16 protein-coding genes and 1 riboswitch are annotated in these 19,794 nt (G+C 50.2%); of the genes, 5 read left to right on the top strand and 11 right to left on the bottom strand.

Translation table 11 applies throughout. The features are described from left to right. Window positions 1-81: 81 nt before the first annotated feature. Window positions 82-1,443, bottom strand: coding sequence for a nucleobase:cation symporter-2 family protein (locus tag MKY23_RS02930; protein WP_336121236.1), 1,362 nt, complete (start codon window positions 1,441-1,443; stop codon window positions 82-84). 1 nt (window position 1,444) lies between these two features. Then, window positions 1,445-2,032, bottom strand: coding sequence for a xanthine phosphoribosyltransferase (locus tag MKY23_RS02925; RefSeq protein ID WP_090918567.1), 588 nt, complete (start codon window positions 2,030-2,032; stop codon window positions 1,445-1,447). Between the two features lie 234 nt (window positions 2,033-2,266). After that, window positions 2,267-2,366: riboswitch (purine riboswitch) on the bottom strand. A gap of 263 nt (window positions 2,367-2,629) precedes the next feature. Here MKY23_RS02925 and mscL point away from each other — a divergent pair. Further along, window positions 2,630-3,124, top strand: coding sequence for a large conductance mechanosensitive channel protein MscL (gene mscL / locus MKY23_RS02920; protein ID WP_090918569.1), 495 nt, complete (start codon window positions 2,630-2,632; stop codon window positions 3,122-3,124). A 281-nt stretch (window positions 3,125-3,405) separates the two neighbouring features. On the opposite strand, the gene MKY23_RS02915 is transcribed toward mscL, so the two are convergent. Next, entirely contained in the window at window positions 3,406-3,708 is a 303-nt protein-coding gene (locus MKY23_RS02915) for a hypothetical protein (protein ID WP_090918571.1), read from the bottom strand. Between the two features lie 79 nt (window positions 3,709-3,787). On the opposite strand from MKY23_RS02915, the gene MKY23_RS02910 reads away from it, so the two are divergent. Continuing rightward, window positions 3,788-4,582, top strand: coding sequence for an NUDIX domain-containing protein (locus MKY23_RS02910; protein ID WP_308722961.1), 795 nt, complete (start codon window positions 3,788-3,790; stop codon window positions 4,580-4,582). 591 nt (window positions 4,583-5,173) lie between these two features. Here the strand turns inward: MKY23_RS02910 and MKY23_RS02905 are convergent. Both MKY23_RS02905 and MKY23_RS02900 read right to left on the bottom strand, forming a co-directional pair. Continuing rightward, entirely contained in the window at window positions 5,174-5,977 is an 804-nt protein-coding gene (locus tag MKY23_RS02905) for a TrmB family transcriptional regulator (RefSeq protein ID WP_090918573.1), read from the bottom strand. A gap of 60 nt (window positions 5,978-6,037) precedes the next feature. Further along, the gene (locus tag MKY23_RS02900) at window positions 6,038-6,856 is read right to left on the bottom strand and encodes a zinc ribbon domain-containing protein (RefSeq protein WP_339835118.1); all 819 of its coding nucleotides are present in this window, start codon (window positions 6,854-6,856) and stop codon (window positions 6,038-6,040) included. Between the two features lie 355 nt (window positions 6,857-7,211). On the opposite strand from MKY23_RS02900, the gene MKY23_RS02895 reads away from it, so the two are divergent. Next, the gene (locus MKY23_RS02895) at window positions 7,212-9,917 is read left to right on the top strand and encodes a UvrD-helicase domain-containing protein (protein ID WP_339835116.1); all 2,706 of its coding nucleotides are present in this window, start codon (window positions 7,212-7,214) and stop codon (window positions 9,915-9,917) included. A gap of 117 nt (window positions 9,918-10,034) precedes the next feature. Then, on the top strand, window positions 10,035-10,403 hold the full coding sequence (locus MKY23_RS02890) for a hypothetical protein (protein WP_339835114.1): 369 nt from the start codon (window positions 10,035-10,037) through the stop codon (window positions 10,401-10,403). Window positions 10,404-10,559: 156 nt separating this feature from the next. On the opposite strand, the gene MKY23_RS02885 is transcribed toward MKY23_RS02890, so the two are convergent. Together MKY23_RS02885 and MKY23_RS02880 are read right to left on the bottom strand one after the other, a co-directional pair. Next, entirely contained in the window at window positions 10,560-11,630 is a 1,071-nt protein-coding gene (locus MKY23_RS02885; protein ID WP_154960593.1) for a Gfo/Idh/MocA family oxidoreductase, read from the bottom strand. Between the two features lie 38 nt (window positions 11,631-11,668). Further along, entirely contained in the window at window positions 11,669-12,145 is a 477-nt protein-coding gene (locus tag MKY23_RS02880; RefSeq protein ID WP_154891364.1) for a GNAT family N-acetyltransferase, read from the bottom strand. Window positions 12,146-12,395: 250 nt separating this feature from the next. On the opposite strand from MKY23_RS02880, the gene MKY23_RS02875 reads away from it, so the two are divergent. Further along, window positions 12,396-13,457, top strand: coding sequence for a copper amine oxidase N-terminal domain-containing protein (locus tag MKY23_RS02875; RefSeq protein ID WP_339835110.1), 1,062 nt, complete (start codon window positions 12,396-12,398; stop codon window positions 13,455-13,457). A gap of 239 nt (window positions 13,458-13,696) precedes the next feature. Here the strand turns inward: MKY23_RS02875 and MKY23_RS02870 are convergent, their stop codons facing one another. The 4 genes from MKY23_RS02870 to MKY23_RS02855 form a co-directional block, all read right to left on the bottom strand. Next, window positions 13,697-14,095: a RidA family protein gene (locus MKY23_RS02870; RefSeq protein WP_123067305.1), complete on the bottom strand. Its 399-nt coding sequence runs from the start codon at window positions 14,093-14,095 to the stop codon at window positions 13,697-13,699. 193 nt (window positions 14,096-14,288) lie between these two features. After that, window positions 14,289-15,260 (bottom strand): D-alanyl-D-alanine carboxypeptidase family protein, encoded by a 972-nt coding sequence (locus MKY23_RS02865; protein WP_339839166.1) that lies wholly within the window; start codon window positions 15,258-15,260, stop codon window positions 14,289-14,291. A gap of 299 nt (window positions 15,261-15,559) precedes the next feature. Beyond that, window positions 15,560-16,450: a hypothetical protein gene (locus MKY23_RS02860; RefSeq protein WP_339835107.1), complete on the bottom strand. Its 891-nt coding sequence runs from the start codon at window positions 16,448-16,450 to the stop codon at window positions 15,560-15,562. A gap of 48 nt (window positions 16,451-16,498) precedes the next feature. After that, window positions 16,499-19,672 (bottom strand): DEAD/DEAH box helicase, encoded by a 3,174-nt coding sequence (locus MKY23_RS02855; RefSeq protein WP_154891367.1) that lies wholly within the window; start codon window positions 19,670-19,672, stop codon window positions 16,499-16,501. Between the last annotated feature and the right edge of the window lie 122 nt (window positions 19,673-19,794).

The following is a 19,794-nucleotide window of genomic DNA, read 5'->3' as shown; positions in this document are numbered from 1 at the left end:
ATTCCGGCCAGTTTATGAAGGGATAGAATCCCACTCCAAGCCATAATCCTATCCAGCCTTACATTACTCCTTACCTCACCTTTATGCAGTCTTGGTGTTCTCCTGAGCCATCTCATCTGTATGCTGTGCAGCCAGTTGGGCAGCTGTTTCTTTACTGCCGAGGCCATTAAACAACAAATTCATAAAGATTGCTGTAAAGCTACCTGCAATAATGCCATTGCCCAGCATAATCTGAGCCCAGGCTGGTGCACCTGCGAACAACTGCGGTACCACCGTCACCCCTAGTCCCATGCCAATAGAACATGCAATGATGAACAGGTTCTCATGACGGTTCAGGTCCACCTGAGTGCCAATGATGCGAATACCCGACGAAATCACCATACCGAACAACGCCACCATGGCACCGCCAAGCACTGATCCGGGAACAAGCTGAGCTAGAGCAGCAATTTTTGGTACAAAGCCAATAACAATCAGCAAACCGCCTGCAACAACGATGACATCACGTGTCTTCACACGAGTCATCTGTACAAGCCCTACATTTTGCGAATACGTTGTATAAGGGAACGAGTTAAAAATCCCCCCAAGTACAATAGCCAGTCCCTCTGCACGGTATCCACGCGCCAAATCCTTGGAGGTCAGATCCTTGTCCAACATTTTGCCCAGAGCCATAAATACGCCCGTAGATTCGGCCACACTGACAATCGCGACCAGAATCATCGTCAGAATAGGAACAATCTCAAAGGTCGGTCTTCCGAAATAAAATGGCTGAACCATATGGAACCAGCTTGCATCAAGAACGGGAGCAAACTTCACCTCACCCATGAAGCCAGCAGCCACTGTGCCAACGAACAGACCGATTAATACAGAGATGGAGCGTACAAAACCTGTAGTGAAACGAGTCATTAAAATAATGAAGATGAATACACCGAAACCGAGCAACAGATGTACACCGCTGCCAAAGTCCTCCGCATTCTGACCCCCACCCAAATCGGTAAATGCTACCGGAATCAGGGTCAGACCAATAATAGTAACCACGGAACCTGTAACCACTGGCGGAAAGAGCCGAATGAGTTTGCCAAACAAACCAGAGAAAATGAGAACGAACAGACCGGAGGCAATAATGGCACCGTAAATGGCAGATACGCCGCTGCTCTTCCCGATCATAATCATCGGAGATACGGCCTGGAAGGCGCAGCCCAGCATAACTGGCAGGCCAACGCCGAAATATTTATTGCCCCAGACCTGAAGCAGTGTAGCTACACCGCAAGCAAGCAGGTCGATCGCAATCAAATAGGTAAGTTGCTCCTGTGTGAATCCAAGTGCGCTACTAACAATAAGCGGGACAATGACAGCTCCTGCATACATCGCAAGTACGTGCTGCAAGCCAAGTGAGAAGGTTTTGGCCGGATGCCGGTGACGTTGAAAAATACGTTCGCGTGCCATACTAGTTCGTGCCCTCCTCATCTGCAAAGGTTACTTGTCCATCGGACAGTGCTCCAATACGAACTAAAGATTCCACGCGGTAACCCGCTTCTTTCAACAGACGGCCTCCCGGCTGGAATGCTTTTTCAATCACGATCCCGATCCCAACGACTTCCGCGCCAACCTGTTCTACAATACGAGCCAGGCCAAATGCAGCTTCGCCGTTCGCCAGAAAATCATCAATGATCAGCACGCGGTCGCCGGGATTCATAAACTTCTTCGCTACCGTGATTTCATTCGTCTCCTGCTTGGTAAAGGAATACACTTTCTCCACCAAAATATCTTCCGTTAGGGTAAGTGACTTCTGCTTACGGGCGAAGATCAGCGGAACATTGAGTTCCAGTGCGGTCATAATACCCGGCGCAATGCCGGATGATTCAATCGTCAGCACACGTGTAATGTTCTCCCCTTCAAACCGACGAATGAACTCTTTGCCAACTTCCTTCATCAACACGGGGTCCATCTGGTGGTTCAGGAATGAGTCTACTTTGAGTACCTGCTCGGACAGGACAATGCCTTCCTGTCTTACTTTGTCTTTTAACAATTGCATCGTTTTTTCCTCCCAAATGCCCTCTACCGCCATGTACAGTCTGCTCCACAATATCTCTCCCGGGTAAAAAAACAAAAAGCCCGCCTGTCCACACCTGCGGCATGAACCGGAGACGGGAAAGACGGACTTGTTCCTGTACGGACACAAGCCGCTCGAACACTGCATACGCCACAGGGCGAGGCTCAGGAAGCCATACCTATGTATTTAGGCAGACCTAACCTTAACCCACGCAGAACGTAGAAGCATCCTTCCCGTAGTCCAATCATTCCGGTGATCGGGTAGAGACATGCAGGCCTATTCCTGCACATATACGAGTAACGGCTATTCAATTCATTTTGGCTTCACGATTCGTATCCATGTATAATTGCGAACCTGAATGTAAAAGTGTAATCTCACTGACAATGTTAGAAGTATACCGAATTGGCGGCTTGAAATAAAGAGGTATTTTCATGGAATTTGCGGAAACGATGTTTCTTTTGCATAATGGGGGATGATTGATTTTCATTTTTTATGTACAATATGAGAACAAAAGCGTATCCTGACGGGACTTACCTTGGAGGATGCGTTCCGAATCTAGTCGTTAAAGGAGATTGTTACATGAAAGGCATACTGAAAGAATTTAAGGAGTTTGCTGTTCGCGGCAACGTCATTGATCTGGCGGTCGGTGTAATTATCGGAGCTGCTTTTGGAAAAATCGTTACGTCCCTTGTGAATGATATCATCATGCCACCGGTTGGGAAACTGCTCGGCGGGATCGATTTCAGCCAAAAAATCATTAACCTTGACCCTGACGTAAAAACAGCTGGTGGACAAGACATCACGACACTGGCTCAAGCCAACGAAGCTGGCGCCACCGTCATTGCTTACGGTCAATTTATCAATGTGATGATTGATTTCATTATCGTGGCGTTCTGTATCTTCATGCTGGTTAAAGGCATTAACTATCTGAAACGTAAAGAGCATGCCAAGCCTGAACCGAAAAAAACAACGAAAGCATGCAAGTACTGTCTGTCTGAAATTCCTGCTGCAGCTACTCGTTGTTCCCAATGCACTTCCCAGCTCGAGGCTGAAGGAAGCAACGCTCCGGCATAAGGGTCTGATCTATTAATGTGTAGAGCAAATATAAATAAAGCAAATGCAGGTTTGATTCTTGATACAGCAATGACATCTAAGCCAATGTACGCTTATGTAATGATTATTGTCTGCATCTATAGAGCATTTAAGCATACTCATTCTTGTTTGATCGAAAACTATTTTAGCTATGCATACGCGTATAAAGTACATCAAACCTGCAAATGTTCAGGTTCCACCTTAATGGTGGGACCTTTTTTTTATTTACTGTGATTGCTGTATGCTGGTCATGCGTCTCTTATTTAGAAACGTTTTGGCAGCAAGTGTTCCAGAATCGATTTGAGATCTTTGTCTTCCTTGTAGACCTCTTCCCCGGTATCCAGTTCAGTAACCCGAATGTATTCAAAATTGGCGCTGGCATCCGTCGGTTTAAACAACAACTGTGCTTCGTCTTCCAAACGAACATGAAATCCCATGTCTTTGAACATCGTCGTAAGCTGACTCGTGGCCGGCTCCTGACCTTGCCCTACAAAGATAAGTCCCCTAAGCGCTTTACGCTCCTGAGGTTGCGGATAAATCACCTGAAAGTGTACAATGCATTCCATACAATCGTTCCCCTTTCGTTAAAAAGATACTTTGTGAAATTTTGAACTTTAAATTCTGCTATATAAGGAGATACGTTTCATGACCCCAGAACGTTTCGACATTTATGACGATCAGCAACAATGGATCGGTACAGCACCCCGAAACGAGGTCCATGCCAAAGGATATTGGCATCGTTCCTTTCATTGCTGGATCGTGCGTGACGAAGGCGACAAGCGCATGGTTCTGTTTCAGCGAAGACGGGATATTAAAGATACTTTTCCCGGATATTATGATATCACAGCGGCAGGCCACCTCGTAGCCGGTGAACAGCTACAGGATGCACATCGTGAACTCGAAGAAGAGCTCGGTGTGCATACCTCATTCGATGCACTGACTTATTTGTTCACGGCTAGGCAACAGCTACAGGGTGAGGTGCGTGGTATTCCGTTTCTGGATCGGGAATTCAGTGCTGTCTACGGTCTGTGCCTGAACCAGCCACTGGAGTCCTATGTTCTTCAGGCTAGCGAAGTGGATAGTCTCTATGAAGCGCCACTGGATGACTTGCTCGCCCTGTTCCGCCAAGAGAAAGATGCCGTGCAGGCATCTGGTGTGCGTGCGCAACAGACATTCGTGCAAGAAGGTGAAGCGTTATCTACCCCATTAGAGGATGACACACCCTTAACCGCATCCCTACGAACTGGTGAGTCACTGTCTGAGTGCACCCAAGAAATCACAATGACATCAACCGACCTTTCGTCCAATCATGGCGATTATGAGCATTCCGCCAGTGCTGCACGCCTCATATGCGAAGTAAGCACGGCGGATTTTGTGCCGCATGGCTCCACGTATTATATCGACGTACTCAAAGCTTTGAAACGAGTACATGGGGTCTAACTTCATTTTCTCAAAAATAGCATTACTTCATACGTTTAACTCATCCCTAGACGATTACCTTCATTATTCCCAATCACATTACCCTTTAGGTATTCCAGGAGCATTCCTTTACTATCAACCGGATGGCAAACCAATGCTGTAACAAGCATCACTGCATTTGGGTTCTGAATTGTATCGTTGTACCCATGAACCACCTAAAGTGAATGTGCGCGAGCTTGGGCTCAGAAAAATTCTAACGATCACAGGGAACGTTATTTGCCCCATTTCGGGGTCTCGTGAAATGTAACGATCACCAGAGACGTTATTTAGGCAAAAATGGCTCTATTGGCGGTGAAAAGATGTTTTTTGGACGAAATAGCGTTCCTGAGGATCGTTAGAATCTGAAAGAGGTCGATTTCGCCAAAATAAGGCTTGTGGTGATCGTTAGCGCTCAAGCCGTAGGTTTTCGAGTATGTGCTAGACAAAGAGTGCCACGATCAGTAACACAAAACAACACAAAAAGAACGAAGCCGCAACGAACCCTTCTGTTCGCGCCTCGTCCTTTTTGGTATTTCTTATTTCTCCCGTAAGAGCTCTCCTGCTACTGTAGTGTTACTGTTCATGATCTGGTGCAGGGGTAGACCAGTACCGTGCAGCAATGTCTGCGTACCGACGTCCGTAGCGATCCTCCAACTCCTCGCCGATATCCTGCTCCAGTTCATACAGCACCAGTTCTTGTGCAAAATGATTCAGTAGCAATCCGGTCATTACCGGATGAGCTGTGACCACGGCCTGCGTAGGACATGACTCCCCACGCATGCCCAGCATGCACCAGCGGCGATCTACAACGAGCGAGAACTTACGCCCGTTACCCATGCCATGTGAGGGCAATCCCGGCAAAGGAAGCGGCTGATCTACCATACCTTCCCCACCTTCACAGGACCACAATAAGCGTACACCCCGAGCCTCAGCCTGTTGCAACTCCTCTCGAAGCAGTTCTGCTTCCTCGCGCCACACATCCACTACAATCTCGTGCTGCGCTGCGGCAAGTTCACGACTCAGATTCTCCAGAACATTTTTGTCGCCTTCGACATTGTAAAACACAGGTTTCTCCGGTTCGCTCTTCGGCATGCTTCGCTCGACGTAATCCAGAGAAGTATGCATCTGATCAGAGATCATGCGTGTCATCTCTTCCGGTTTCAACATGCTGTACTTCGCAGGTTCTCCCGGACTGCACCGGAGAAATCCTCTTGATTCCAGTCGTTGCAAGGTTGCATATACATTGGAACGGGACACACCCAGCCGTTTGGCTACCTCATATCCAGAGGCTGATCCCTGGCGGGCTAATTCCACCATAATTTTAGATTCCATCTCGGTGAACCCGAGATGACGTAGATGATGCAGCAGTTGGTCCATATTTCTGTCCCCCCATGCTGTCAGCAACCAGCACTGCCTGACGGCAGCACGTCTACTGCATCAAATCTGCTCGGCTCCGCAACGCGGGCACCACTTCGAGCCTTTTGGCAATTCGGATGCACAAATCTGACACTTCACCATTTCGCGTGGCACTTCCGTCTGCACATCTACGGTGTTCACGATCGGATTGTTTTCTTTCCAATAACGAATACGCTCATCCAGCTCCTGCTGACGCTCACGTTCCCGCTGCATCTCCTCTTCTCTGCGGCGTTCCCACTCTGCATCGAATGCTTCCTTCTCTTCCAGCGTAAACTCGGTGCTGTTATATCCCGGTTCCGTATCCAAATCCGCAATCGAAGGGATAACCGTATGATACGGCTCGGTCTCTTCATGTTCTTCCACAACCGGCGGCGCATCAAAAATCGACTTCTCCGCAACCGGGTTCTGTGTAGCTGCCGTCTCATGATTTGCCGTTTTGGCAACCCCTGCGGCTCCGGCCGTTCCCGATGCAGCTGCACCCGGTTTGGATTCGCCCAATTTGCGTCCACACTTCGGACAGAAATTGGCATCCAGTGATGCAACGTGTCCACACTCACACAGGCGTTCATTTTTCAACTCGGCAATCTTGCTGCGCAGAGCGTCGATCTCATCCTGTAACTCGTCACACAGATTAGACAGATCTACCATTTCCTTTTCAGCGAGCGTCATATCCTGTGCACGATAACCTTCATAGAAGATGCGGCCCATATCGGTAAAATGGACTTCTTGTTCCTGTTGCAAGCCCACAATCTGATTGTTCAGTTTGCCAATCTCAACGGCGTGCTGTGCACGCTCTGTTGCTTTGTTTGCTCCGTTTTTGATGCGCTGAAGCAGTTTCATCACAATTCCTCCTCTGTCCCGTCAAAACAATATCATTATTATTCTTCATTAGTTAGTAGGTGAGCAATTCGCAACATGCGAGATGCTCTGGATATATAACTTATACGATATGAAGCCAAAAAGTTGCGAAAAATCGCGCTGGTACCCCATTTTATGCGGATATTGGATCAAAACAGGGGCTTTCGTCAAGACCATACGTTCGGTATAATGGAACTTTGACTCCATATGAATGGAACACGCAGGATTCGCAACTTACTCTATCTTACCAATTTACAATGCGATTGTGAAAAGGGCAAATTCTTTACTCCTGAACGGGATTATTCAATCCCTGAATGTATACAGAGGTGGATGAAACATGATAAGTCCGAACTCAACGTTCTACCCCCGTCCGCTCGGGGTGACCCCCGCGTCCTCCTTGCCTCAATCCCCCTCGGCACCGCTGGAAACCAGCCGGCAGCTTGTGGGTGATGATCAGCAGGACGCGTATTATTTCCGCTTGCTTGAAGAAGCCGGCATTAAACTCAACGGTCCGCAAATCTCGGCTGTTCGTCATGGCAGAGGGCCTATTCTCACCCTCGCCGGTGCTGGCTGCGGCAAAACAACTGTACTCGCTGCGAGAGCAGGCTACCTGATGGAAGTCAGCGGTGTACACGCGGGCAGCATTCTGCTCGTGACGTTTACCAACAAGGCCGCTGCGGAGATGAAGGACCGGATTGCTGCTTTGCCAGGGATTAGACCTGCTGCAGCAAAAGCGGTACAGGCCCGCACCTTTCACTCGTTTGCGCTGACTTTGCTACGCCATTACGGGGTACAGGAAGACATTTTTGGTGAGTCGCGGGCCCAGCATACGGTGCTGAAAATGCTTCTTCGCCAAAATGGCATGAGCGAGGCGTTTCAGCCGGAGAGTCTGCTGGCGATGCTGTCCGCCTGGAAGATGCAAGGTTCAGACACGGCAGACTTGCCGGAGAAAACGCAAGATGAGCGCGATGCCAAGCGTGTATTGCTCGGATACGAAAGCTGGAAACAGGATCGTGGCAAAATGGACTTTGATGATATCCTGCTGCGCGCGGCTGCGCTACTTCGGGATCCGGCGGTGTTAAAGCCGCTGCAGCGGCGTTTTCAATACATTATGGTTGATGAATTTCAGGATACAAACCGGCTGCAATACGAGATTGTACAGATGCTCGCTGGAGCACACCGCAATCTGATGGTTGTTGGAGACGATGACCAGACGATCTATACGTTCAACGGCGCACGGCAGGAATCGATTTTGGAATTCGATAAAGTATACCCAGGTGCACGCATCGTGACGCTGGATATTAATTACCGCAGTGATGCGCGTATTCTGGGACTTGGAAGCGAGCTGGTCGCACGCAACAAACGCAGACGTGACAAACGGCTGCGTGCGGCAGGACAACGCGGGGATGCGCCCCGGTTCGCTACACCATCTAACGCCGAGGAAGAAGCCGCCTGGGTCGTGAATCAGATCTGTGAGCAGGTGGAGGAAGGGCAGTTTCCATATCGGGACATAGCTATTTTGCACCGGACTGCCAGTAGCAGCCGGGCGGTATTTGAGCAATTGGTGCTGAAGGATGTGCCCTTTGTACAACACGGGGCCGCTCCGGTCTTCTATGATCAGTCACTGATCAAGCCGTTAATGGATCATATGCGCCTGTCTCTGAACCCACGAGCGATGGATGCTCTGCCAAGCGCACTCGGTCCGCTGTATGTGTCCCGTGATGCAGGACTGGAGTATATCCAGCGCTGTGAGCAGGAACAGGCCAAGAAATATCCGCTAATCCATCTGAGCAAATGGGACAAGTTGAAGCCGTTTCAACAGGAGCAGGTCAAGGAACGCATCAAGCTGATCAAATCTCTGCACAAGCTGAAGCCGATTATCGCGATTCAGGAGATGCGCCGCCAGTTCTACGATAAGTATATGGAGAGCGGCGACCCGACTATTTTTACTCATTATAAGGAAACGATGCTGGAAACACTGGATGAATTCGAAGCGGCTGTCAAAAAGTTCGAAACCGTGGAAGAATTCGTGCAATTCGCAGACGAGTTGTCCCGCAGACATCGCGAGATGGAATCACTGCGCCGGGCGCAGGATAGTGATGCGGTGCAGCTCATGACCATTCACCGGGCCAAAGGACTGGAGTTCCCATGTGTGTACTGGATCGGAGCCAGTGAAGGCATTGTGCCGCACAGTACCGCCTTGCGTCAGGATATTCCGGAAGATCAGAAGGCAGCACTCACCGTGCAGCAGACGGATGCTGAATTGGATATGGCTTTGGAGGAAGAACGCAGACTCGCTTATGTAGCCATTACCCGTGCGAAACAACACTTATATGTGACATCACCCGCAAGCCATCACGGCAAACCTGCTGATGTGTCGCGTTTCTTGCTTGAAGCCTTTGGCATGGAGGTTCCAGACAAACGTAAAACACGGGAAGAGGCACGCAGCGGCAGCACGTCGTCATCTAGTAATGATGGACACGCAAGCTATAACAGGAACAACAACGGAAATAGCAACAACCGAAGCAGCAACGGAAACTGGAAAAGCATCGGTAACGCTAAAGATGCCGGCAGACGTGAAAATGGTAAGGGTGGTACTGCACATCAAACTTCATCTTATGTGCAGCACGATCGGCAGCGTAGTGCAATTAACCATAAGGATCATCGGGAAATGGAGATGCTGGATGAGCGGGATGAAGATCGTCTCAGCGAGAAACGCGGCAGCGGAATTATTAGAGATCATAAAGCATTTAGTACACCCGGACTTCATCCGAAGACTGCCAGTACAACCATGACTTCGAGTACTTCCCGAAATGCTGATTTCTCTCGAGCAGGTTCGAGCAACGCTGAGCGGACAGAGACGGTAGCTGTCTGGAAATGTAGCTCGACTAAATGCAAAGCATGGTTGAGGCAGAAACCGGCTGTGCCTTCCGGTAAAGCCACGAAAAAGGCCAACTCCGGCCCTCCTGTCTGTCCACTATGTTCAGGAACGATGATTGCCGGCACCCGACAGGTTCCAATGACGAATCGATTTGGAAAATAGAGAAGCATCTTCTTCGTTTCAGGGCGCTTGCTGCTGTTTATTAACAGTAGAAGCGTCTTTTTTCCAATTCAACAGTAAAATGGTCTTTTTTTTCAATATTGAAATGGGGGTTGGATTATGCAGGAAGGCAAACAACATCTGTATGTGTCGGTAACTCATAACCTTATTGAACGAACGAGAAACGAATCTACTCCGTTCGAAGTCCTTGTGGATGATGGACAATTGGCAACATTGCAAGATCTGATGAAAGTGCTTGAGGAGGGGGACGACTACTCGTTACAGCGGGCCCCCGTACCTTACAAATCGGCAGACCACGACGATGGAAATGAACGAATAACAGACGGCGTGACGATGCTGTACACCTTCCTCTACGATCATGGTACAACGGAGACCAGACAGGCTATAGAGGACATGGACGTGCTTCCAAAGCTTCAGAATACGGACTACGATGACCCGGGATATGAAAACTCACCGATGAATAAATAATGAAATGCAACCATCCTATAACCAAAGCAATAACCCTCCTTCTGCTCCATTTACCATTTAGAAGGAGGGTTATTCTGTCAGCGGAATTTCCCGCGAGAATAGTCATGATTCAACTTTCCGTTATTATTTATTCGTTATATTCTATATTATCAACGTCTAATCCAAACGTACTTCTTGCCCTTTTTCGGCAGACTCGTAGATGGCGCACAGCATACGCGTGGAGGTCACCCCATCCGCAATCGGGCTGATGGGCGGCGTACCGTTCAGGCAACATTCTACAAAGTGATCGATCTGATTCTGGAATGCACCGTGTATATCCAGACCGGAATGATCTGTCTGAGGTTCGATGTTCATGATGGTATCATGTTTCTCGGTGACAATCAGTGTTTTGGGCTCCAGTTCAAATCCACCGCGCTCACCGTACAGCTTAACAAAGGATTCATCCTCACGGGCATGGAGGGTAAAACTCACATCTACCGCCAGAGAAGCGCCGTTTTCAAAACGAATCAGGGCATTGGCCATATCTTCGACATTATTGATCGCAGCACTGTAGTCTGCCGCTTTGTAAAATGAGAGATGTTCCACATTCGCACGATTGCCGAGTTTACGATACGTATTCCCGCTGACGGAAACAGGCTTCGGTCTACCCATAAGATACCAGCACTGATCGATGATATGTACACCCAGGTCAATCAATGGGCCACCTCCGGAACGAGCCTTGTCCGCAAACCAGCCGCCCGGGTTACCCAGGCGCCGCAAAATCGACGCTTTCGCATAATAAAGCTCGCCAAACTCGCCGGCATCAATGAATCTGCGCAGCATCTGCATGTTGTTATCATACCGGCGTACAAAGCCGACAACAAAGGTCCGTCCGCTTTTTTTCACCGCTTCCTCAATTCGCAGTGCGTCTTCCACATTCGTAGCCACCGGCTTTTCCAGCAACACATGTTTGCCAGCCTCCAATGCCGCAATGGCAAATTCCGCATGGGTATTATTCCATGTACAGATACTGACCGCATCGACATGCGGGTCTTCCAGCATCTCACGATAGTTCGTATACACGGACTGAGCGTCATACTTCTGTGCGGCTGCTTTGGCCCGTTCCTCGTTCAGATCACAGATGGCATAGATGACGGCATCCTCATTTTTGGCATAACACCTCATATGAAGATCCGAGATGGAACCTGTGCCAATCATACCGATATGCAGCATTTGCTTGGTGCTCATCTTCGTCCTCCCTTCCTTTTCCAAAACTTCGTTAACGTCTAGTCTGCCCGCAGCATGCCTTCGTAAATACCTGGTGTTGAATTTTCAATCTCCACCGCGCCCAGCGTTCGTTTGTAGAAGTCCATCGGCCCGGCCGATCCGATAATCGCGTAACCGTAGCCATCTGCTCTCATCGCATGCATACAGGCCAGTAGCAAGGCAGTCCCAACACCCTTTCCACGGGCATCCAGGCTTACGCCAGTAGGGCCGAAGAAATTACGACAGGTCGCTTCATAACAGGCAAAACCAATCATTCTTCCATGCTCCAGCGCAATATAACAGGTCACAGGCTGTCGGGCAAAGGCGACATCACATTCATCTACCCAATGCTGGTTAAAATGGGTTCTCACCCAGTTCAGCACCTGCTGTTTCTCCGGAGCAATAGCTCTGCGAATGACAATGGATGCGGCCTTCAGTTTTTCCAGCCCGCCGTGTTGCTCAGGCAGACGATAAAGCGCGACCAACATATCACTCATCGGTTCGTTTCCTCCTCATCTGGCACGGAATGATCCGCATACTTTGAAATTAACCTAATCCTACTGCTGATAACCTGCTTCTTACGCAATATTCCGAATTGAAACGAACATACGGCGCTTACAGTGTTTATATCCTACTGCAACACTGAGACAGGTTATCCCGTCAGTAAAGATGAGATGCGGTGATCTGTATAAAAGTTTACCGCGACACAACGCAGATGAGAAGGGATGATTACGAATGAAAAACAACATGAAAAAGGTAAGCACCATCATGGCTCTTTCAATGGCACTGAGCGGTGGGGCTGCTTATGCTGCTTCAGTAGATAACACGGTACAACCTATGCAGGAAACCGTCACTTCTGCCCCGAGCAGTACTACAGGAGTTGTACATGTATCCGTCAATAGTGCAGCGGTTGCTAACGGATATTGGACTCAAGACGATAAGGCAGCCATGATCCCGCTTCGAGCGCTAACCGAAGCTCTCGGAATCGATTTGAAATGGCATAAGGAAGATAAGTCCGCAGAGCTGACTCGCGGCGCCTTGTGGACTCAGGTTTTTGCGGGTAAAGATCGTTACTCTGTAAACAAAATGCTGCTGACCCTCGGTACAGCTCCTGAAATCAAGGAGGGAACACTTTACGTACCTGCTGTTTTTGCCGAGAAAGTCCTAAACGCCCAAGTAAGCACAACGGGAGATCAGGTGGAGATTAGAAGTGAGGAGGACGTCAAAACGGTTAAAGAACGCGGCGTGATTACCCGGATTTCAAATCAGGATAAATATCAATCCATTCAGATTGGTGGCGCTGGGCCGGATGGTATCGTGCTAAACCTAAGCGAGAAAACAACATTTATTTCTGCGGAGGGAAAAGAGATTAAACTGGCTGACCTGTCCATCGGTATGGTGGTAGAAGCTGAACACTCCTTAATGATGACCAAAAGTCTGCCTCCACAAACACCGACATATAAAGTAACCGTACTGGATACAGCAGCTGAAACAGCAGCGCAACCTCAAGAACTTTTTGGAACCTCTGGTACGATTGAAAATGTAATTATGAAGGACGGCACGGTATCCCAGATTGAGATTAAAGGTACACGTCTGGCTGAGACTGCACCAGATCATGTCATTTTAAATATCAACAAAGAAACTTCGCTAGTGAACCAGAGAGGCGAAATTGTAAAAGCGGAGCAACTGACTAAAGATGCCAAAGTGATGGGTTTCTATAGCCCGATGCTGACACGCAGCCTGCCTCCAATCGGGACAGCTTGGAAAGTGGTTGTAGAGATTCCGGCAGTTCAGCCCAAAGCCGAGTAAAGGCGGTAGGATGTGCCGATAGAAAGTTAGAATTAGCCTATAGGCAAGTAAAGTAGAGTGAATGTGGAATGACGCGTAAAGGCTAGAAAAGCTAAAAACCTTTCCCTCCTGTCTTCTGTCAGGGCGTGGAAAGGTTTTTTCACAAATGAGTAAGTATCAAAACTTCTAAGGTATGCATTCTAAGGTAAGTATCTGTTATCTGTTATATTTCTTCTGTTTTCCGGATAGAGAAAATATGATCAAGCCTCATCTGAAGATTCTATAATTGCTTCAGCCTCAATCTCCACCATCAACAAGGGGTCAATGAGCGCACTTACTTCGACCATCGTAGCTACAGGCTGGATCTGTCCGAAGAATTCGCCATGTGCTTTGCCAACCTCTTCCCACTTCGAAATATCCGTGACAAACATACGTGTTCTAACCACATCGGTCAAGTCTGCACCAAGCTCTTTCAGCGCTTTTTCGATCGTCTCCAAAATAAATTTGGTCTGCACATACGGGTCACCCGCACCCACAACGACGCCATCCTGCATTGCTGTTGTCCCGGCAACCTCTACCCGGTTACCCACACGAATTGCACGGCAATACCCTACTAGCGGTTCCCAAGGGGAGCCCGTAAATACCTGCTGTCTGCTCATTTTCCTAACCTCGCTTTATGTCATTTCGTTATTGGATTAAAGATGAATTATATCAGTCCGTACTCATCTCAATCAACGATTAAAACTTGATTTCAACTTTATTTCCTTTCCTCAAACTCAAAAATCCCCCTGAACACTTTTACCTTAAGTAAGGTTAAGTGTTCAGGGGGATTTGCTTAACGTACAAAGAAAATTAAAGTTTAATATTAGCCTCGTCAAAGTAATCTTCCAAAGTTAAACCACTCTTTACAACATCGGGTGCAATATCTGCACCAACATAACGAATGTGCCAAGGCTCATACACATAACCCGTCTTGCTCTCTTGGCCTTTCGGATAACGAATGATAAAGCCATATTCGGCAGCATGTTCATCCAGCCATTTGCCTTCTTTGGATGAGCCGAATACCTCTTCCAGCACATTGCCCACGCTTGGACTGGATACATCTATGGCAAGACCTGTCTGGTGTTCACTGCGGCCTGGAACGGCACTTACACGGGAAGCATACTCTTCCCCTTTGGTTTTCACATTATTGTTGTAGATGGATACCTGACGCTTGTAAGACCGGTATCCAGACACGGCACGAAGCTCAATCCCGTCTGCTTTGGCACCGGCAAACAGTTTCTCCAGGGCTTCCGCTGCTTCTTTGCGCATATGACGTTTCTCATGCGGCCCCTCGAATGAGAACGGCACGTCAGGCTCGACCAGATCACTCGGCTCATAACCTTCCGGCAGACTACGCTGTTTGTTGACAATGACCGTCATTGCCTCCGCATTAGTGACCACCGATTGGGAGTCAATCGTGGTCTGCAGAGCGCTGATGCTGCGTTTCTCCATGAGCGGATCTTCTGCTGTTGCACCACCACTTCCATTGTCCGCAGAACCCTGCCCTTCTCCGGTAGATACGCTGCCTGAGCCGTTATCTGTGCCTTCATCGCTACCCGAATTTGCTGTGTTATCACCTTCCGCATTGCCTTTGCCATCTGAGCCAGATTCATCGGTCAAATGCACGGTTGTGCCATCCGTTCCCTGCTCCGTGTCAGGTGTTCCGTTTGCGTTCTGATTCTCGTTCGCACCGGAACCGCACGCAGCCAGCAAGGCTCCACATATCATAAGTGAGGACAGCAGAACCACGATTCGGCGCTGTCTTCCTGTTCCTGATTTCATCATAAAACTCCTATCACCTTAGTAGAATGAATATCTTTTTTGCGTTTTCTCATGGTTACTATGATGTTCCCTGCGACAGTATACCTTAAATGTACGATAAGCTCCACCAGTAAAGAGTTCCTTCTCCCAGTCTCTATGCAAAGATATACCCTTTATACAGCTTGTAGCCTTGATTTCTGTACATTTAATGCAACATCCCAATCTTAGATAACTTCAGATGGAAACTGGAAATGAAAGCTAAGCTCCACAAAAAAGCAGGGGCGATCTGGTGATCTCCCCCGCTGTACTTGTGTGATGCCTCATTTGGTTGCCGGGCTGTCCTTGTGCTTCTGGACAGCCTGCCACATCCGCGCCGCCACGCGCTCGCGGATGAGATCCAGACCGGCTGCTGCGGGCACACCCGGCAGCAGCGCGGTCAGCTCGGGCAGCGCAGGCGGTCTGCCCGGCTGCGCGAGCCGCACCTCCACGGCGCCGAAGCCCGGCCCCGGCTGGTGCATGGCGCCGTCTGCGGCGGCCTCGGCGATCCACTCGCCGACGGCCGCGCCGCCTTCGCCAGCCCGCGCCTGCGGGCGGCCCGCCGTTTCCGCTGCGCGGCCCGGGCCGCTGGGATCATGGGCAAGTTCCTCTGCCCATGATCCCAGCACGCCGGCGAGCAGCGCTTCGCGCGGCAGGCCGGCATGCGCCAGCTGCAGCAGCGGCTCGGCCGCGAGGCGCGCAGCAACGGCGCGCTCCGCCGCCGCGGCATGCGCGCAGCCCGCGCGGCCGCAGGTGCACGCCGCTGCAGGCGCAGCGCCGAGCGCGGCCTCGCCTGGCGTGCCAGCAGGCGCCGCCGCGGGCAGTAGCCCGGCGAGCTCCTCTGGCGCCGGGCCACCGCGCAGCAGGGCGTACAGCGCCAGCGGGCGCTTGCGCAGCTGCGTCAGCACGGCCTCGCGCTGCGCCTCGCTTAGCTGCGGCAGCGTGCCTGTGACCGTGAACACGCCGGATGCGGCTGTTCCGGTCCGATCTGTATCAGCGGACCCGGGCACAGTCTCTCCTGAATCCACCACTGCATTCACCTCTGCTGTCCACACCCCGGGGGACATATGCAGCTCGATGTTCCATTTTTCGCTCATCATCATCCCCCTCCCTTCATTGATCATGCAAACCAGCTTTACCAACAACAAGCCGATTTTGCCTTCATTGCCAAACATTCAAATGTAGTGTGAATAACCTTATCCACTACATACCTCAGTGTTAATCTATAACCAAGTCTCTCCTTGAAGCGAGATCAGACTACGCAGTTCATCGTCTGACATCTCGGTCAGCCAGTTTTCACCCGAACCTACGACCTGCTCGGAGAGAGCTTTCTTGCTCTCAATCAGCTCATCGATTCGTTCTTCCAATGTACCCTGGCAGATCAACTTGTGTACCTGAACGTTGCGGTTCTGCCCGATGCGGAATACCCGGTCTGTCGCCTGGTTCTCCACCGCCGGATTCCACCAGCGATCATAGTGGATGACATGGCTTGCCCGTGTCAGGTTCAGACCCACGCCGCCTGCACGAAGAGACAGGACAAACATAGACGGGCCTTCCCCTTTTTGGAATGTCTCCACCATTTCATCCCGCTGTGACTTGGAAACCCCACCATGCAGGAAGTAAGGCTCTTCCTCATAACGCCGGTTCAGTCTGGAGACCAACAGATCCCCCATCGCAACATACTGGGTAAAGATCAAAGCCGATTCTCCGTTGTCCCGGATGGCATCCAGCAATTCCAGCAGTCGCTCCATTTTGCCCGATGCCTCGGCCTTCCCATGCTCCTTCCGGCTGTTGTCCGCCAGAACAGGGTGGTCACAAATTTGTTTCAGTTTGGTCAGAGAGGATAACACAATCCCTTTACGTGCGATACCGTTCCGTCCATCCAGACCACCCATGAGATCATCCACGACCCGTTGATACAGAATCGCCTGCTCCGGTGTCAGTGAACAATAGGATTTCAGTTCCAGCTTTTCTGGCAAATCTTTGCGAATATCCGGATCACTCTTCAGCCTGCGTAACATAAACGGCGACACCAGTCGATGCAGTTCCCGGAGCGAAGCCGCGTTCTCTTCCGAAGGGGCCAGACCTGTATACCGCTGGCGGAACGAAGAAGATGTACCGAGATATCCCGGATTCAGGAATTGGAAAATAGACCAAAGCTCACTCAAACGGTTCTCCACCGGTGTTCCTGTCATGGCAATCCGATGAGAAGTGGACAGCCGCATGACACTCTGAGCCTGCTTCGTCCGATAATTTTTAATATACTGTGCCTCATCCAGTACAACGGTCGACCAGTGCAACGAAGCCAAATCCGGGCCATCACGGCCTGCCAGGTGATAGGTTGTGAGCACGATGTCATGCTTCTGCGCTTCCTCTTCAAAAGCATTTCCATGTAGCCTTTGTCCACCATGATGAATATACAGTGACAGGTCTGGAGCAAAACGCTTCAGCTCACGCTGCCAGTTGCCCAGTAGAGATGTTGGGCAGACAATAAGTGTAGGACATTGACCTTCCGGCATATCTGTATCTGGATCACCAACGGACTCCTGAGCTTCTTCCAGTGCAGCCTGGCGCTCCTCCTCTTTGCGATCCAGCAGACATGTGATGACCTGAACCGTTTTTCCAAGTCCCATATCATCGGCAAGACATACCCCGAAGCCCAGTTCACCCATGGCAGATAACCACTGAAATCCACGTTCCTGATACGGTCTCAGTTCACCATGCAACTCCGCTGGCACTGGGCGAGGTTCAATGTTACGAAGCACCTGTCCCTCTAGCAGGAAAGCGAGCATGCCTTCAGATTCAGCACCGAAAACAGACATCCCTTTCCAAATGGAATCTTCCCCTTCATCTGCGGCAAGATGTAGCCATTCGGAAAGCGGCATGTATTGTTCTTCTTCTTTTTTCATATATCGAAGCACTTGGCGAATCTCTTTGGTATCCACTTCAATCCATTCCCCGCGAAACATAACATAGGGAACGGTGGATTCAGCCAGTGCGGCAAGTTCCTCTGCCGTAATCGGCTTTCCATCCAGCATCGGCTCTGCTGTAAAGGCTACGAGTTGCTCCATGCCGAGTGTAGAACCAGCTCCAGGTTGACGCTCCGGTGCTCCGTTCATCATCTGCAAGCGCAGACCTGCACGCCGTTTCCCCGCGCGACTCCATCTCGACGGCATTAGAACCGTTACCCCAGCCTTCTGCAACTTGGGAACGGCATGGGTAAGAAATTCAAAAAAACTCTGTTGCTGCAACTGCATCCCCTCGGGACGAGCATGCAGCAAAGCAGTCTCCAGTTCTGGTGCCAGCTCAGACGCCTCACCGATGGCCATCAATAACTGTTCTGCCACAGAGGCGTAGTAGACTTTTCCCCGATCCAGATCGCGCTCAGGATGTGCCCAAATGCTTCGTGCAGGCAACCTGAGACCTGCCTCCTGATCGCTATCCACCCAGAAACTGATACCCCAGGTGGTCTCCTGCTCCCCCAGAGGCGGCTCCAAACGCAGGACCAGTCTGAACTTCCCTTCCGCAGGCGGCATTTCTTCGACACCAAATGCAGGCATCGTTGTACCCCCAGCCTCATGGATCGCATCCACGAAGTCCGCCATATCCTCTGTCGGTCCTTGCACAGTGACTGGGCGGAATATGGAGATCAGACTGTTCCACCATAGCTCAGACACCGGTGAAGAGCCGCGCCTGAACGATGTCCGGTAACGTGAAAGTTCACTATCCATGCTCTCCAGTTCATTCGTTACCACCGCATGAATGATGCCACTCATAAATGAAAACAATACCGTGCCTGCCGCTTCCTCACGTGTCTCCGGCTCCGTGGAGGCATAGGCCCCCGGCGCTGACAGCGCAATGGGAGGCATGGATTCGGCAAGGCTTCTGAAACGCTCCTGATCTTCTTCAAGCTGCAAACGCGGATGCCACAGCCCTGTAAGGGTCTCCTGACCCGTTCGCCGTCTTGCGCCTGTTTTAGCGGCAAATGCCGCCGCCGGAGCAATTGCCCCTCGTAGCAACAATTCCTGTGTGAACTGTGCTGCCTTGACCCAGTAACGCATCTCTTCTCCAGCCTGAATCCCAGCTGCATGTAACATCTGATCGTCCCACTGCAATAACAGTCTGAAAGCATCCTTCGGTGAAACCGCCAATCCTTCAAGCGTGCGTCCAAGCAACTGCCTCCGCTTTACGTTTTTGGCTTCTGCCGCATTTCGAAGCGGATTCGGCCAGCGCAGTTCGGCAAGACGTAGCGCGGCAGGCTGAAACAGACGACCCCCGTCGCCAAATTGCAGCCTTCGCACCACGTGACTCCATGCATCTACGCGCGGTTCCGATGTTTCACCGGAAAAACAAAAAAATACGTCTCCAAGCCATACTCCATACAGCGATTGCATCATTACAGTCTCCCGTCATCCCTTCGCATTGTTACTCTCCATCATATACGAAAATGGACGGATTTAAAAACCTTTACGTATAAAAAGTGCTGATCATGCTCTTTTTCTATACAAAAAAATGTCCC

The sequence above is a fragment of the Paenibacillus sp. FSL R7-0272 genome (assembly GCF_037969905.1).
Lineage (GTDB): Bacteria > Bacillota > Bacilli > Paenibacillales > Paenibacillaceae > Paenibacillus > Paenibacillus polysaccharolyticus.
Note: the sequence above shows the minus strand (reverse complement) of the source record. Positions and strands in the feature narration are given on the sequence as shown.

What these genes read in the sequence shown, in the direction of transcription:
- MKY23_RS02925 (WP_090918567.1), bottom strand. Translation starts at nt 2,032, where the DNA reads ATGCAATTGTTAAAAGACAAAGTAAGACAGGAAGGCATTGTCCTGTCC.
- MKY23_RS02875 (WP_339835110.1), top strand. Translation starts at nt 12,396, where the DNA reads ATGAAAAAGGTAAGCACCATCATGGCTCTTTCAATGGCACTGAGCGGT.
- MKY23_RS02895 (WP_339835116.1), top strand. Translation starts at nt 7,212, where the DNA reads ATGATAAGTCCGAACTCAACGTTCTACCCCCGTCCGCTCGGGGTGACC.
- MKY23_RS02860 (WP_339835107.1), bottom strand. Translation starts at nt 16,450, where the DNA reads ATGTTTGGCAATGAAGGCAAAATCGGCTTGTTGTTGGTAAAGCTGGTT.
- MKY23_RS02870 (WP_123067305.1), bottom strand. Translation starts at nt 14,095, where the DNA reads ATGAGCAGACAGCAGGTATTTACGGGCTCCCCTTGGGAACCGCTAGTA.
- MKY23_RS02865 (WP_339839166.1), bottom strand. Translation starts at nt 15,260, where the DNA reads ATGAAATCAGGAACAGGAAGACAGCGCCGAATCGTGGTTCTGCTGTCC.
- MKY23_RS02855 (WP_154891367.1), bottom strand. Translation starts at nt 19,672, where the DNA reads ATGATGCAATCGCTGTATGGAGTATGGCTTGGAGACGTATTTTTTTGT.
- MKY23_RS02910 (WP_308722961.1), top strand. Translation starts at nt 3,788, where the DNA reads ATGACCCCAGAACGTTTCGACATTTATGACGATCAGCAACAATGGATC.
- MKY23_RS02905 (WP_090918573.1), bottom strand. Translation starts at nt 5,977, where the DNA reads ATGGACCAACTGCTGCATCATCTACGTCATCTCGGGTTCACCGAGATG.
- MKY23_RS02885 (WP_154960593.1), bottom strand. Translation starts at nt 11,630, where the DNA reads ATGAGCACCAAGCAAATGCTGCATATCGGTATGATTGGCACAGGTTCC.
- MKY23_RS02930 (WP_336121236.1), bottom strand. Translation starts at nt 1,443, where the DNA reads ATGGCACGCGAACGTATTTTTCAACGTCACCGGCATCCGGCCAAAACC.
- MKY23_RS02890 (WP_339835114.1), top strand. Translation starts at nt 10,035, where the DNA reads ATGCAGGAAGGCAAACAACATCTGTATGTGTCGGTAACTCATAACCTT.
- mscL (WP_090918569.1), top strand. Translation starts at nt 2,630, where the DNA reads ATGAAAGGCATACTGAAAGAATTTAAGGAGTTTGCTGTTCGCGGCAAC.
- MKY23_RS02900 (WP_339835118.1), bottom strand. Translation starts at nt 6,856, where the DNA reads ATGAAACTGCTTCAGCGCATCAAAAACGGAGCAAACAAAGCAACAGAG.
- MKY23_RS02880 (WP_154891364.1), bottom strand. Translation starts at nt 12,145, where the DNA reads ATGAGTGATATGTTGGTCGCGCTTTATCGTCTGCCTGAGCAACACGGC.
- MKY23_RS02915 (WP_090918571.1), bottom strand. Translation starts at nt 3,708, where the DNA reads ATGGAATGCATTGTACACTTTCAGGTGATTTATCCGCAACCTCAGGAG.